Source organism: Aquitalea aquatilis (assembly GCF_005155025.1).
GTDB classification, from domain to species: domain Bacteria; phylum Pseudomonadota; class Gammaproteobacteria; order Burkholderiales; family Chromobacteriaceae; genus Aquitalea; species Aquitalea aquatilis.
Genome location: NZ_CP039731.1, coordinates 3677324 through 3690959, shown reverse-complemented (window position 1 = coordinate 3690959; position 13636 = coordinate 3677324). Strand labels below are relative to the sequence as shown.

General features: G+C 59.8%; 12 protein-coding genes. 5 read left to right on the top strand and 7 right to left on the bottom strand.

From position 1 onward, the window contains the following. Positions 1-62 precede the first annotated feature (62 nt). Together FAZ30_RS17240 and FAZ30_RS17235 are read left to right on the top strand one after the other, a co-directional pair. The gene (locus FAZ30_RS17240) at positions 63-2591 is read left to right on the top strand and encodes a fimbria/pilus outer membrane usher protein (RefSeq protein ID WP_246043437.1); all 2529 of its coding nucleotides are present in this window, start codon (positions 63-65) and stop codon (positions 2589-2591) included. A gap of 69 nt (positions 2592-2660) precedes the next feature. Then, the gene (locus tag FAZ30_RS17235) at positions 2661-3623 is read left to right on the top strand and encodes a fimbrial protein (RefSeq protein ID WP_124643927.1); all 963 of its coding nucleotides are present in this window, start codon (positions 2661-2663) and stop codon (positions 3621-3623) included. A 108-nt stretch (positions 3624-3731) separates the two neighbouring features. On the opposite strand, the gene FAZ30_RS17230 is transcribed toward FAZ30_RS17235, so the two are convergent. Further along, on the bottom strand, positions 3732-4022 hold the full coding sequence (locus FAZ30_RS17230) for a hypothetical protein (RefSeq protein WP_124643928.1): 291 nt from the start codon (positions 4020-4022) through the stop codon (positions 3732-3734). 271 nt (positions 4023-4293) lie between these two features. Next, positions 4294-4761, bottom strand: a complete 468-nt coding sequence (locus FAZ30_RS17225; protein ID WP_124643929.1) for a MarR family winged helix-turn-helix transcriptional regulator — start codon at positions 4759-4761, stop codon at positions 4294-4296. A gap of 33 nt (positions 4762-4794) precedes the next feature. Between FAZ30_RS17225 and FAZ30_RS17220 the strand changes: the two genes are divergently transcribed. After that, positions 4795-5532 (top strand): siderophore-interacting protein, encoded by a 738-nt coding sequence (locus tag FAZ30_RS17220; RefSeq protein WP_124643930.1) that lies wholly within the window; start codon positions 4795-4797, stop codon positions 5530-5532. A 67-nt stretch (positions 5533-5599) separates the two neighbouring features. Here the strand turns inward: FAZ30_RS17220 and msrB are convergent, their stop codons facing one another. The 4 genes from msrB to FAZ30_RS17200 form a co-directional block, all read right to left on the bottom strand. Further along, positions 5600-5998, bottom strand: a complete 399-nt coding sequence (msrB, locus tag FAZ30_RS17215; protein WP_124643931.1) for a peptide-methionine (R)-S-oxide reductase MsrB — start codon at positions 5996-5998, stop codon at positions 5600-5602. A 67-nt stretch (positions 5999-6065) separates the two neighbouring features. Continuing rightward, complete coding sequence (locus tag FAZ30_RS17210; RefSeq protein ID WP_124643932.1) at positions 6066-6701, bottom strand: histidine phosphatase family protein; 636 nt, start codon at positions 6699-6701, stop codon at positions 6066-6068. Positions 6702-6730: 29 nt separating this feature from the next. Next, the gene (locus FAZ30_RS17205; RefSeq protein ID WP_124643933.1) at positions 6731-8098 is read right to left on the bottom strand and encodes a deoxyguanosinetriphosphate triphosphohydrolase; all 1368 of its coding nucleotides are present in this window, start codon (positions 8096-8098) and stop codon (positions 6731-6733) included. A gap of 90 nt (positions 8099-8188) precedes the next feature. Then, on the bottom strand, positions 8189-9358 hold the full coding sequence (locus tag FAZ30_RS17200) for a PQQ-dependent sugar dehydrogenase (protein ID WP_158613590.1): 1170 nt from the start codon (positions 9356-9358) through the stop codon (positions 8189-8191). A gap of 197 nt (positions 9359-9555) precedes the next feature. Here FAZ30_RS17200 and FAZ30_RS17195 point away from each other — a divergent pair, with 197 nt between their 5' ends. Continuing rightward, complete coding sequence (locus FAZ30_RS17195) at positions 9556-10101, top strand: hypothetical protein (RefSeq protein ID WP_124643935.1); 546 nt, start codon at positions 9556-9558, stop codon at positions 10099-10101. Between the two features lie 13 nt (positions 10102-10114). Here FAZ30_RS17195 and FAZ30_RS17190 read toward each other — a convergent pair whose 3' ends face one another. Next, a complete protein-coding gene (locus tag FAZ30_RS17190; RefSeq protein ID WP_124643936.1) occupies positions 10115-10753 on the bottom strand; it encodes a hypothetical protein in 639 nt (212 codons plus the stop codon). A gap of 562 nt (positions 10754-11315) precedes the next feature. On the opposite strand from FAZ30_RS17190, the gene pflB reads away from it, so the two are divergent. Further along, on the top strand, positions 11316-13574 hold the full coding sequence (gene pflB, locus FAZ30_RS17185; protein WP_124643937.1) for a formate C-acetyltransferase: 2259 nt from the start codon (positions 11316-11318) through the stop codon (positions 13572-13574). Positions 13575-13636: the final 62 nt, after the last annotated feature.

The window sequence follows — 13636 nt, the reverse complement described above, 5'->3', positions numbered from 1 at the left end:
CCATGATAAAAAATCCTAGCCGACAGGCATCGGCCTGCTGGATACCCAAACCATTGAGCCTGATGCTGATCGCCGTGTTCAGTCCGGGGGCAGCCTGGGCGGCCGATACCAATCCGGCGGACGGCGTCGTGGCATTGAACGATGTGCAGTTCAATCCCGCCTTTCTGGGGCAGACTCCGGATGGCAAGCCGCTGGATCTGTCGCGCTTCAGCGGCAATGGTGCGGCACTGCCGGGGACTTATCGTGCCGATGTGTTCGTCAATATGGGCTGGCTGGGACGGCGCGATGTCGTGCTGCGCGAGCGGGATGATCACAAGGTGGTGGCCTGTTTTAACCGCGCCATGCTGGATGAAATGGGTGTGGACTTCAGCCGCCTGCAAGACAGCGACGCCCTGACCCGACAAGACGCAAGCCGCTGCCATGAGATCGGTGCCATCGTGCCGGGGGCAAGCAGCAGCTTCAATGCTTCCGATCTGAAGCTGGATGTCAGCATTCCCCAGTTGTATGTCCACAGCCATGCGCGTGGTTATGTGGACCCGCAATACTGGGATGCCGGTGCACCCTTTGCCGGCTTCATCAATTACAACGCCAATGCCTATCGCTATGACAACGGTAGCGTCGGCAAGACCACACAGTACTATCTGGGCAGCAATGCCGGGCTGAATATCGGCGAGTGGCGGCTGCGCCATAATGCGGCGCTGACACAGCAGAGCTACCAGAACCAGTCTGGCGACGGACGCCATTACCAGAGTATTTCTGCCTATGCCCAGCACGACCTGACGGCATGGCAATCGGTGTTGACGGTGGGCGACAGCTTTACGCCGTCCGATCTGTTCAGTTCGGTGGGTTTCCGCGGGGCACAGATCAACTCCGACGACCGCATGCTGCCGGAATCGATGCAGGGCTATGCGCCGGTGGTGCGCGGTGTGGCCGAGAGCAATGCCCGCGTATCCATTCGCCAGAACGGCAATCTGATCTATGAAAACACCGTGCCGCCCGGCGAGTTCCAGATCAACGACTTGTATAACACCGGCTATGCAGGTGACCTGAATGTCACGGTGACTGAGGCCGATGGCCGCACCCGCCAGTTTGTGGTGCCGTATGCCGCGGTGCCGCAGTTGCTGCGTGCCAGTCAGTCGCGCTACAGCATCACGGCGGGTCAGCTGCGCGATGCAAGCCTCAACACCCAGCCAAAATTTATCCAGGCCACTTATCAGCGTGGCTTGAATAATACCGTCACCGTCTATGGTGGGGTGATTGCAGCCGAGCACTACCAGGCCGGCATGCTGGGCGTGGCGCTGAATACGCCGTTTGGTGCGCTGGCCACCGATGTCACCCAGTCGCAGGCGCGCGATCTGCCCGCTTCGGCAGGCCTGGGCTCGCAGCTGACCGGTCAGAGTTACCGTGTCACCTATAGCAAGCTGCTGGAAGCCACCCGCACCAACTTCACCGTGGCCGCTTACCGCTATTCGACCGAGGGCTATCTGGAGTTCAACAGCTACGCCGCGCTGATCAATCAGAGCAGCGTGGTCTACCGCACGCGCAACAAGTTCCAGCTCAATGTCGACCAGCCGCTGGCCGAGGGCTGGGGCCATGTGTTTGTCAGTGGTTCCACTCAGGATTACTGGAACCAGCCGGGGCGTGACCTGCTTTACCAGGCTGGCTATTCCAATAGCTACAAATGGGGCAGCTTCAGCGTGTCGGCAGGTCGTAGCAAGGACTCGCAGAACAACAACACCACCCAGTACATGCTCAGCGTATCGATTCCGCTGGGCAAGCAGCCCACTTCACCCTTGCTCACCGCCAGCCTCACCCGCGACAGCAAACACAATGGCAGCGAGCAGCTGTCGCTGAGCGGCTCGGCCGGCGAAATGCGCAATATCAGCTACAACGCCTATGCCAGCGCCAACCAGTTCAACGGCAAGGACAGCAGCACCGGCGGTGGTGGCAATCTGCAATATGCCACCTCGGTCGCTACCTTCTCGGCAGGGGCCAGCAGCATGGGCAACACCTCACAGCAATCGCTGGGGGTGAGCGGTGCGCTGGTGTTCCACCCCGGTGGGGTGACGGCAGCGCAGTCACTGGGCGAATCCATCGCGGTGATCGAAGCGCCTGGCGCGGAAGGTGCCATGGTCAATAACGTCAATGGCGTGCAGGTTAACCGCAAGGGCTATGCCGTGGTCACCAACCTGATGCCGTATCGGCAAAACGACATCACGCTCGACCCCAAGGGCATGAGTGAAGACGTGGAATTGCAGGAAACCTCCAGCAAGCTGGCACCGCGCTCCGGTGCCATCGCCATGGTGAAATTCCCCACCCAGCAGGGCAAGCCGATGATTGTCCGTTTGCGGCAGAGCAATGGCGACAATCTGCCGGTGGGCGCCAGCGTGCAGCAGGCCGACGGTACCGAGCTGGCCATGGTGGGGCAGGGTGGTCGCACCTTCCTGCGTGGTCAGGAAGGCAAGGCCCTGCGCGTGAGCTGGGGCGCACAGGCCCGACAGCAGTGCAGCTTCAGCTACACCAGTCCGGTGCAAGACGCCGGCGTCCGCAAGAACAAGGGCTATCTGCAGACAGAAGCGGTATGCCAGTAGTCACCCGACGGATCGGGCAGCCAGCCTTGAGGCATGGCATACGGCGATCCGTCCTTTACTGAAATGGTTATGAATATGCGCAAGTACCTGCAACAGACATTCGCGGCTCTGGGTTTGCTGCTGTTATTGCTGCCCAATGCCAGCCACGCGCTGGGTTGCTGGTTGAACCAGTCCGGTGGGCCGCTGAGCAGCACATTGACGCTGCCGAATAATGTGTATATCTCCTCGACTGCAGCCACCGGAACGGTCATCTGGCAGTCTCCGCTGCAAAGCATCTCGGTGTACTGCTCGCAGAGTGTGGGAGAGAACGTCTATTTCTGGGTCAACCCGACAAACCAGACGCTGGCGGCAGGCGTGCAGATCGGCATCATTTTCAATGGCGTCACCTATACCCAGACCAGTGGCGCCATCAATACCGGTATTTACATACCCAGTGGCGGGCAGGTCACCAGCAATCTGCAGTACTCCATCGTGATATTGAAGTCGTCCAATTCACCCAGCAGCGGTGTGGTCAACATCAATAGCTACCCGGTATTCCAGCTGGATGGCAAGGGCGGTCTGAATAATGTGCCGATTAATTTTAATCAGTTGCTGAACGGCAGTGTCACCTTTACTCCGGGTGGGACCTGCGCGCTGAGCGCTGCTGATGTCAACCGCAGCATCACCCTGCCCAATGCCTCGACCTTCAACTTCCCCGGCGTGGGCAGCACCTTTGGCCGGACCTATTTCACCATTACCGCCAGTAATTGTTCGACTGGCGTGCGTACTGCCACCTTCAATTTTTCCGGTACGCCCGACAGCAATATTGGCACCGAGTTTGCCAATAACGGTACGGCGAAAGGGGTGGCGGTCAATATGGCATCGGCTGGTGATGGGCTGAATATCGGTGCCAACTCCACCAACAATACCCGGGTGGTGAATGTGCAATCGCAGATGGCGCAACTGCCGGTTTATGTTGAGTACTACCGGACGGCAACCATGGTGCCCGGGACAGTACAGTCCATTGTCAGCGTCACCATGTTGTATCAATAGCGCGCAGGCCGGCGCTCTTGCCGGGCCGTGCAATATGAAAAAACCAGCAGCTGAAATCAGGCTGCTGGTTTTTTGCATTCTGGCGGACCGCCGCCGGGCAGGGCGGTTTCAGTTGTAGACGATATTGACGATGCCACTACCCGTTGCCGTGCCTTGCACTTTGCTCAGGGTCAGCGACTGGGTGTTGTCCATGCCGGAGCAGGACGGGCCGGAAGCTTGCTGGCGAGCTGCCTGATACAGGCGTGGCTGGCTGGCATAAGCCATGAGGGTGGCAGCAGGAATGGCGCAGGTGCTCTTGGTGATCTGCCCGGAAAAATCGATACGGCCGCCGTTGTCGGCACTGGCAACATTTGCTTGCAGGCAGGCCAGGGCAATCATCACGCCAATAATTTTCTTCATCACACACCTCCTGCACTCATCCGGGGTGGCCTATTTTGAATCGCAAAATGTGATTTAAAATAAAGCCATTCATTTGTAAGTAATTGTGCTTGCAGTGTAGAAGTGGCGCGCTTGAAAATCAATACTGGCAATAGTTGATTTATTTAAAACAAAAATCATCAAATAGGCGAATGGGTCGGGGAAGAGGGCTGGACAGCCAGCCGGCCACCGCCAGGCCTTGTCTGGCGGGGCTATCGGCAGCCGCTTGGCCACCGTCGCAGAGGGGGAGTGGCTAGTCGGGCTGGTCGAGATTGCTTTTGACCTGTTGCAATAACTGCAACAGCTCGCTGCGTTGCTGTGGACTGATGCCGTCCATGGCCTTGGCTGCCAGTTGGCGACCCTGCTGGCGCAAGGTGCTGTGCAGTGCCTGGCCGTCTGCCGTCAGCGTCAGGCGTACCGTGCGGCGGTCGCGCTCGTCGGCATGGGCTTGCAGTAGTCCGGCTTCCTTCAGGCGGGCAATCAGCCGGGTGAGCTGCGCCTTGTCACGGCCCGAGTGCAGGGCCAGGTCACTCTGGCTGGCTCCCGGATGACGGGAGAAATAACCCAGCACCTTGCCTTCCATATGCGTCAGGCCCAGCTCGTCTGCACGAATGGCAGCAAACTGGAGCGCGCGATATTGATGCATCAGCGTGTGAATGGATTCGAAAATCTGCTCGGCGGTGTCGTCAACTTGGTTGACAAGGTCAACTTTATTTTGCATATTAGGTGATATTGTCAATTAATTGGAGTGACTATGTCTAGCATTTTGCCGCAACACCGCATTGAACGGGTCAGATATGAACTGATCAAGCGCAAGGTAACGGTGAGCAAGGTCGAGCGCCCTGGCGACGGCTTTGCCCGTATCCGCTTTAGCGGGGAGGACCTGGCCGGTTTCCAGTCCCAGTCTTTTGATGACCACATCAAGTTCATCTTCAGCAATGCGCAGGGCGAAACCATACTGCGCGATTACACCCCCAGCCACTGGGATGCGGCGCAGGGTGTACTGGTGCTGGAGTTCGCCCTGCATGGCGATGGTGCAGCCGCCACTTGGGCGGCACAGGCTGTCGTGGGCATGAGTGCCATGATCGCTGGCCCCAAGGGCTCGATGATCATTCCCCAGCAGCAAGACTGGCACCTGCTGCTGGGCGACGATTCCGCCTTGCCGGCCATTCGCCGCCGCTTGTCCGAGCTGCCGGCATCCGCCCGTGCCGATGTCTTGCTGCTGCGCCCGTCCGGGCTGGCAGCTTGGTCCGTGCCGCGCCAGCAAGAATGGCAGCTGCAGCAAGTGACAGACCCAGCTGCTTTGCTGGCCGCCCTGCGCCACTGGCAAGCGCCTGCTGGCAATGGCTTTGCCTGGTGCGCCGGCGAGGGTGGGCTGATGCGTCAGGTGAGAAACATTCTGCTGGAAGAAAAAGCCCTGCCACGCGAAGGTGTACGAGTGGCCGCCTATTGGCGGCAGGGCGAGGCGGACTTTCACGAACGGCTGGTCTGAGACTAGCCCGTGGCATGGGCTACCGCCTGGCGTTGATGTGCCAAGCCCGGCAGCCCAGTTCCTGCATTCATGGCTTGGGGGTAAAGCTCAGGCATACCGAATTGATGCAGTAGCGTTCGCCGGTGGGTTCCGGGCCGTCGGGGAATACATGGCCCAGATGTGCATCGCACTGCGCGCAGCGTACTTCCACGCGAATCATGCCGTGCGAGGTATCGCGCAAACGGGTAATGCGGTCGCCAGCGGCTTCTTCCCAGAAGCTGGGCCAGCCGCAGCCAGCGTCAAATTTACTGTCTGAGTGGAATAACAGACTGCCACAGCAGATGCAGTGATAGTCGCCGTGCTCGGTGCGCTGGTAGTGTTCACCGCTGAAAGGGCGTTCGGTCCCGCCCTGGCGGGCGACGCGGTATTGCTCGGGGCTGAGGCGGGCGCGCCACTCGGCGTCGTTGTGCTGTTTGGGCGTGCTCATGGTATTTCCTTTGGCGGGGTGGCGTCAGTCTGTCGTGGCGTGCTGGCGAATCTGTCGCTGGTCTGCTTCAGACTTCATCCAGGCTGTTATCCAGATGTGCCTGATCAGCCCATTTTTCAATGTGCCAGTTGCCGTCCTGGTAGCTGACCCAGTTCAGCGCGGCATTGGGAATGGGGAAGTCGCGCGCGCCACTCAGGCCTTTGCCGCTGGCGGTGCGGTAAACCATTTCCAGCACGCCGCCATGGCTGACCACCAGGATCTGTTGCCCTACATATTGCTCTGCCAACTGCTGCATGCACTGCATGATGCGCTGCTGGAAGGTGTGCAGGCTTTCACCGCCTTGCAGGTCGAAATGCAGGTCACGCTCCTGATGCAGCCGGTAAACGTGCGGGATATGTTCGCGCGCTTCATCGAAGGTACGGCCCTGGAATGCGCCGTAATGCCGCTCCTTGAGGGCAGCATGGGTGTGCGGCGGCAGCGCCAGTTGCCGGCTGATGGCGGCGGCGGTCTGGCGGGCGCGGGTCAGCTCGCTGACATGCAGGGCGGCAAACTGCAGTTGCTGATGCTGCAAGGCGGCAGCCAGCTTTTCGGCCTGGGCCATGCCTTGCTGGTTGAGCGGAATGTCGAGGTGGCCTTGCAGGCGGCGTTCGCGGTTCCAGTCGGTTTCGCCGTGGCGAATCAGGCAGAAGCGGGTCAGGGGCATGGGTGGGCTCGCTGGCGGATTGTGGTGTGTCACAGGATGCCGACGCCGGAGATTTCCCGCGCCAGATTGGCGGCGTAGTTGTCCGTCATGCCGCCGACGAAGTCCAGTACCTTCATATAGGCCTGGTACAGGTTGTCATCCGGCTTGATGTGCTGTTCCAGCAAGCCCATCGCCAGGTGCTGGCGCGGCGAGAGCTGCTCGGCCCCCTTGTTGATGTAGGCATGCACGGCGGGGACCAGCACATCCAGTATGGTGGCCATGCAGGGGTAGGAGGCCAGCTCGGTCACCAGCTTGGTGCGGTGGCGGTAGACCTTGTTGCTGGCCAGCTCCTTGGCCTGGATCAGCGCTTCCTGCACCTCGGAGTCGGTCAGGTTGATCAGGTCTTTGGCGGGGAATTCACCAGCCAGCAGCGAGTTGTGATGCAGCATGAATTTTTGGGCCACTTCCGCCACGCAGCGCCCGATGGCGATGCCGCGCAGGGTGGCGCATTTCTGCTTGACGTCGTGGATGTCCCATACCCGCTCGTATTCGGTGAAGCGGGCAAACAGGCGCTCGAATTCGTGTACGTCCAGAATGCCGATTTCCACGGCGTCTTCCAGATCGAGAATGGCATAGCAGATGTCGTCGGCCGCCTCCATCAGGTAGGACAGCGGATGGCGGCCCCATTCCAGCGGGCCCTTGCGCGGCAGGCGTAGTTCTTCGGCGATGCGCTCGAAGTAGGGCAGTTCGGTGCGGTAGATGTTGAACTTGTCACGCGCCAGTGCCTTGGGGGCATCCGCTGTCCACGGATACTTGATCAGGGCACCCAGTGCGGCCGCAGTCAGCCGCATGCCGCCCTCGTGGCTGTACATTTCCAGCGTAGCCAGCATGCGCAGGCCGTGGGCATTGCCTTCGTAGGTCTGCACATCGCGCTGCTGGGCGGCATCCAGCGTCTGCAGGAAGTGGGCATTGCGACTGTCGCGGAACCAGTCGCGCAGTGCGTCTTCGCCGGTATGGCCGAAGGGCGGGTTGCCGATATCGTGCGCGAGGCAGGCTACTTGCACCACCGCGCCAATGTCGAATGGACCATAACCGGCAGGCATCACGCCGGCATGCTGCATCATCACCCCCACGCGGTTGCCCAGGCTGCGTCCCACGCTGGCCACTTCCACGCTGTGGGTCAGGCGGTTATGGGTGTGGTCGTTCTGTGCCAGCGGGTGGACCTGGGTTTTGCGGCCCAGCCGGCGAAAGGCGCTGGAAAATACCACCCGGTCGTGGTCGATGTGAAAATCGCTGCGCAGGCCGGCGCTGCCTTCGTCGGTGGCGGGGGTGTGGGTTGGCCTGATTTCACCCTGTACTACCTTGAAACGCTGGGTGGACAGCAAGGCTGTCCATTGCTGCTGCTGAGTCTGGGTCATGGCCGGCCTGCAAAAACGTGATGGATTGATGATAGGGGCTTTGGTGCGGTGCGGGAAGCCGCTGGCCCGGCAATTTCATGCGCTGCTTGTTTACTGAGCGGCATACAGGCGGATGACCTGGCCGTGCCGGTCATCGGTCAGATAGAGCGCTCCATCGTCCCCGGCACGCATTTCGACCGGCCCGCCCGGGCCTTTGCTGTCCTTCCAGTTGCTGATCAGCTCCAGTGGCTTGCCCTTGGGCAGGCCTTGCTTGTCTACCGGATAAGCCATCAACCGGTGGCCGTGCTGGCGGTAGCCATGAAAGCCGACAATCAGCCAGCCGGCAAAACGCGGCGGGGCCTGCGGCGATAGCCACCATGTCAGCCCCAGTGGCGCGGCATGGGCGGGCAGCAACAAATAGGGTGGCTGCGTAGTGCGGCAGTTGTAGCTGGGAAACTCCGGCGCGGCCACCTGCTTGTCGTAGCAGAAGGGCCAGCCATAGTGCTTGCCGGCCTGCAGCAGATTCAGCTCGTCGTGTGGCAATTCGTTGTCATTGGGCAGTTGTAGTTTCAGCTGAATGGCGTCGCGGCTGTTTTCAGCTTGCAAGACAATGCCACTGGCCGGATGCACACCCAAGGCCATGCTGTTGCGCAGGCCTCTGGCAAAGACGCCCAGATCGCTGACCTTGCCGTCTTTGTCCAGGTGATAACGCCAGACGACGCCGGCTTGGTCCTGCTCACTTTCCGGGCAGCGCTGCGCCGCCTGTTCGGCCGGGCTGGCGCTTTCGCAATTGTCCGATGAACTACCAATATTGACGTACAGATCGCCATTGCCGGCCAGGGCAAAGGTGGTGAGCGGGTGGCGCTGGCGCAGTGGCAGGGTGGCAACGGTTTCGCGCTCATCCGGCCGCTCGACTGTGAAGCGGACGATGCGGCCCACTTCGCCGACATAGATCTTGCCATCCGGCCCCTGTACTACCCCGTGCGGGCGGTCAAAGCCCTTGGCCACTACGCTTTGCTGCCAGCCGTTTGCGCTGGCGGCAAGTTGCAGCACCCGGCCTTGCGCGGCATCCCAGCGCACCATCTCCGTTACCAGCAAGTTGCCATTGGGCAAGATGGTCAGGCCGCGCGGCATTTTCAGGCCACGGGCAATCACTTCTGCGCACAGGCCGGGCAGGGCTTGCATGCCGGCGGCAGGTGGTCGGGCACACTGGGCGCTGGCCTGTGCTGACAGATAAAGCAGTAGCAGGGCGCTCAGGCTGGCGAGGCGGAGCTTGGGCATGGTATGACCTTTCACTGGTGCCGGGGCATGTCTGATTACAGGCGCTGCGCATTGTCTGGATGTCATGGCCGCTGCCTGTTTGCCGATTCTGACATGTCTGGCTGCGCGACGGGGTGTGCAATGGCGAGATAGGGCTTGCCGTGATTGTATTTGTAAATGATAATCATTGTTATTAACTGACGGTAAGGAGGCGTGTCATGCTGTGGTCCATCATTCAGCTTGCCGGAGTAGTCATCATGCTGCTGACGCGGCTGGCCTACCGTCCATTATTACAGCAGCGCACCTGCATGGTGGTGGGGCAGTGCATTTTGCGCTGGCCAGTGCTGGCTGGCATGCTGTTTGTGCCCTTGCTGGCCGCCGGCACCGGCTGGCAACGCTGGTGGCCGCTGGAACTGCCGCCGCTGGCGGCACCCGCCGGCAGTTTGTTGCTGGCTTACGCCTGCTGGTTGTTCTGGCGCAGCCAGCACGATCTGTTGCTGCAACCGGCTGGAGCCGCGCAGTGTCAGGGGGGTGTTTATCAACGCATCCGCCATCCGCTGTATGCCGCGCTGTGGCTGGCTGCGCTGGCTCAGTGGTTGCTGTTGCAGGACGGGGTGGCTGCCAGCGGCATGCTGGCCTTGCTGCTGAGCTATCGGGGCAGCGTGCGGCGTGAGGAGGGGGAAATGCTGCAGCGTGCGGGCAATGCCTATCGCCTGTACATGCAGAAAACCGGCCGCTTGTGGCCGCGCGGGCTGGCCGCCTGAGCGGCCACGGCACTTAGCGCTGGCCGGCCAGATTGCCCAGCATGGTGTTGATTTCTGCCGGACGGTATAGCGGTGGGCCACTGCGGTAAACGCTGAGTTTGCCCTGTTCGATCAGACCCACTTCCAGCTGTTTGCTGGCGGGGTCAAGCAGCAGATAGGCCATGTCCTCTCCCCCCTGATGCGGTTTGTTACCGCTGACAAACAATAGCTGGTCCTTGCCTAGCGGGCTGCTGACCTGCATGTTCTGCAGGAATACCGGCATCTTCTCACCCAGTAGCCGGCGGAGTGCTTCGGCTACCGCGCCTTTTTGATACAGGCCGATGTCCGCCGGATAACTGCCCACTTTTGCTTCCAGTTGCGGCCATTGCACGGCATTGGCCGATTTCCCCATCCCTTGTTGCACGGCAGATACCGCAAGGCCCAAGGCCGGATTGTCGGCCACCAGCTGGGCGGCCTGTTGCTTGGCCTCACCAGCAGCGGCACTCGCTTGTTGGCGCAGTGCTGCCAGCGGTGCGCTGGCTTCGTCCAGCTTGGCATGGGCGGTACTGATGGCGGCGGAAGCGGCTTGCTGCGCGGCATCGTTTTGCTGCTGGGTGCAGGCGCTGATCGCGAACAGGCTGGCGAGCAGGGTGGCAAGGTGAAATTTGTTCATGGTTATTCCTGATACTGTACTCATTTACAGAGCATTGTGCTGCTGCTTGGTTCCCGCCGTGGGCTTTTCCTTGCTGGCATGGGATAGGGGAGGTTGTCTGTTGTGACGCTGGATGGATAAGTGTTGTCGGGTCGGGTTTTGTTGATGAGTTTGGTAGTAAAACTACGCAATGCAGGCGGTCGCCTTGGTGGTTGAGATTGATATGTGAAATTCAATGTTTGAAAACGAACATTTTCTGATTTGTAATCATGAGTGCCTTCCTGTTGGATACTGGTAATTATCACGATATTTTGTGCTATAAACGGGTGCGGTTGCTGCGATGCATGCTGCAGTAATGCTTGAATGTTGACTGAGTTTGTTTTTTATCTTGTTGAAAAATATAAATAAAATTGCTGTGCCGGGTGTGGTGTTGCCAGATGGTAGATGACGCTTGCTGGTAGAATGTCCGGCTTCGCTGATCTGCCATGGCGGAGTTTGATTTACATCAATAAGCCGTTTTCGATAGTGAATGTAGTATTGTTTCTGTAGGGACAAGTTTCGGACTTCAATTCAGGAGGTAGTCATGGAAGCGATTGCTCACAATGCCGTACAGGCGGACCCGTGGCGGGGCTTTGCTGCCGGCAACTGGCAAAACCATGTCGATGTACGTCTGTTCATTCAGCTGAATTATCGGCCCTTTACCGGCGATGCCACTTTCCTGGCGGGTGCCAGCGAACGCACCCGCAAGCTGTGGGATGTGCTGGGTGAGCTGCTGCGTCAGGAGCGGGAAAAGGGTGTGCTGGATGTATCGGCTGATCGTGCTACCTCCATCACCGCGCATGACGCCGGTTATATCGACCAGTCGCTGGAACTGATTGTCGGCCTGCAAACCGACGCACCGCTGAAGCGCGCCATCATGCCCAATGGTGGCTTGCGCATGGTGGAAAGCGGATTGGCGGCTTATGGCTTCGAGCTGGACCCGGTAATCAAGGAAATCTGGGGCAAATACCGCAAGAGCCATAATCAGGGTGTGTTCGACACCTATACCCCCGATATTCTGGCGGCACGCAAGTCCGGCATCATTACCGGTCTGCCGGATGCCTATGGCCGCGGCCGCATCATCGGTGACTATCGCCGTGTAGCGCTGTATGGCACTGATTTTCTGCGCAAGGAGCGCCAGCAGCTGTTCCACGAGCTGGACGATGCCGTGTTCACCGAAGACGTGCTGCGCCAGCGTGAAGAGTTGTCCGAACAGTTCCGTGCGCTGGACGAGTTGCGCCAGATGGCGGCCAAGTATGGCTATGATATCAGCCGTCCGGCGGTCAATGCCCGCGAGGCGGTGCAGTGGACCTACTTTGCCTACCTGGCTGCAGTGAAAGAGCAAAATGGCGCGGCCATGTCGCTGGGCCGTATCGCCACCTTCCTCGACATCTATATCGAGCGTGACCTGGCCGCTGGTGTGCTGAGCGAGGAGCAGGCGCAAGAGCTGATTGATGATCTGGTGATCAAGTTGCGCATCGTGCGCTTCCTGCGCACCCCGGAATACGACCAGCTATTCTCCGGCGATCCGACCTGGGTGACCGAGTCCATCGGCGGCATGGGCGAAGATGGCCGTACCCTGGTGTCGAAAAACAGCTTCCGCTTCCTCAATACCCTGTACAACCTGGGGCCGGCACCAGAGCCGAACCTGACCGTGCTGTGGTCGACCAGCCTGCCACAGGGCTTCAAGGATTTCTGTGCTCAGGTTTCCATCGATACCAGCTCGATCCAGTACGAAAACGATGACAATATGCGCCCACTGTGGGGCGATGATTACGGTATCGCCTGCTGCGTATCGGCCATGCGCATCGGCAAGCAGATGCAGTTCTTTGGTGCGCGCGCCAATCTGGCCAAGGCCATGCTGTATGCCATCAATGGTGGCGTGGACGAAAAGAGCGGGGCGGTAGTGGCCTCCGGCTTTGAGCCCATCACGGCCGATGTGCTGGATTTTGACGAAGTCATGGCCAAGTTCGACAAGATGATGGACTGGCTGGCCTCGACCTATGTCAAGGCGCTCAACTGCATTCACTACATGCATGACAAGTACGCTTACGAGCGTATCGAAATGGCGCTGCATGACCGCGACATCCTGCGCACCATGGCCTGCGGCATTGCCGGCCTGTCGGTGGCGGCGGATTCGATGTCCGCCATCAAGCATGCCCGTGTCCACGTCATCCGCAACGAAGCCGGCCTGGCGGTGGATTATCGCATCGAGGGCGACTACCCGGCCTATGGCAACAACGATGATCGCGTCGACAGCATGGCAGTGTGGCTGACCGAAACCTTCATGAACAAGATCAAGGCTCAGCCGTGTTTCTACCGGAATGCCACGCCGACCCAGTCGGTGCTGACCATCACCTCCAATGTGGTGTACGGCAAGAAAACCGGCAATACCCCGTGCGGTCGCCGCGCCGGTGAGCCGTTTGCGCCGGGTGCCAATCCGATGAATGGCCGCGATGTGCATGGTTTCGTGGCTGCCGGTGCCTCGGTGGCCAAGCTGCCTTACTCCGCAGCGCTCGATGGCATCAGTTGGACGGCATCGGCTACTCCGGATGCGCTGGGGCACACCGCGCAAGATCGCATCGCCAATCTGTCGCATTGCCTGGATGGCTTTGCTGCTGCTGGTGGTTTTCATGTCAATGTCAATGTCTTCCGTCGCGAGACATTGCTGGATGCCATGGAGCACCCCGAGCTGTATCCGCAGCTGACGATTCGTGTGTCTGGTTACGCAGTCAACTTCGTCAAGCTCACCCGCGAGCAGCAACTGGATGTGATTAATCGCACCTTCCACGCCAGCCTGTAATCGCGCTGTCAGCCCGCTCGCCGACCACGGTCGCCGGGCGGGTTTTTCATGTCAGGAATGAA

Coding starts and splice junctions, on each gene's coding strand:
- FAZ30_RS17195 (WP_124643935.1), top strand. CDS start 9,556: ATGCTGTGGTCCATCATTCAGCTTGCCGGAGTAGTCATCATGCTGCTG.
- FAZ30_RS17200 (WP_158613590.1), bottom strand. CDS start 9,358: ATGCCCAAGCTCCGCCTCGCCAGCCTGAGCGCCCTGCTACTGCTTTAT.
- pflB (WP_124643937.1), top strand. CDS start 11,316: ATGGAAGCGATTGCTCACAATGCCGTACAGGCGGACCCGTGGCGGGGC.
- msrB (WP_124643931.1), bottom strand. CDS start 5,998: ATGAGCACGCCCAAACAGCACAACGACGCCGAGTGGCGCGCCCGCCTC.
- FAZ30_RS17225 (WP_124643929.1), bottom strand. CDS start 4,761: ATGCAAAATAAAGTTGACCTTGTCAACCAAGTTGACGACACCGCCGAG.
- FAZ30_RS17235 (WP_124643927.1), top strand. CDS start 2,661: ATGAATATGCGCAAGTACCTGCAACAGACATTCGCGGCTCTGGGTTTG.
- FAZ30_RS17205 (WP_124643933.1), bottom strand. CDS start 8,098: ATGACCCAGACTCAGCAGCAGCAATGGACAGCCTTGCTGTCCACCCAG.
- FAZ30_RS17240 (WP_246043437.1), top strand. CDS start 63: ATGCTGATCGCCGTGTTCAGTCCGGGGGCAGCCTGGGCGGCCGATACC.
- FAZ30_RS17190 (WP_124643936.1), bottom strand. CDS start 10,753: ATGAACAAATTTCACCTTGCCACCCTGCTCGCCAGCCTGTTCGCGATC.
- FAZ30_RS17220 (WP_124643930.1), top strand. CDS start 4,795: ATGTCTAGCATTTTGCCGCAACACCGCATTGAACGGGTCAGATATGAA.
- FAZ30_RS17210 (WP_124643932.1), bottom strand. CDS start 6,701: ATGCCCCTGACCCGCTTCTGCCTGATTCGCCACGGCGAAACCGACTGG.
- FAZ30_RS17230 (WP_124643928.1), bottom strand. CDS start 4,022: ATGAAGAAAATTATTGGCGTGATGATTGCCCTGGCCTGCCTGCAAGCA.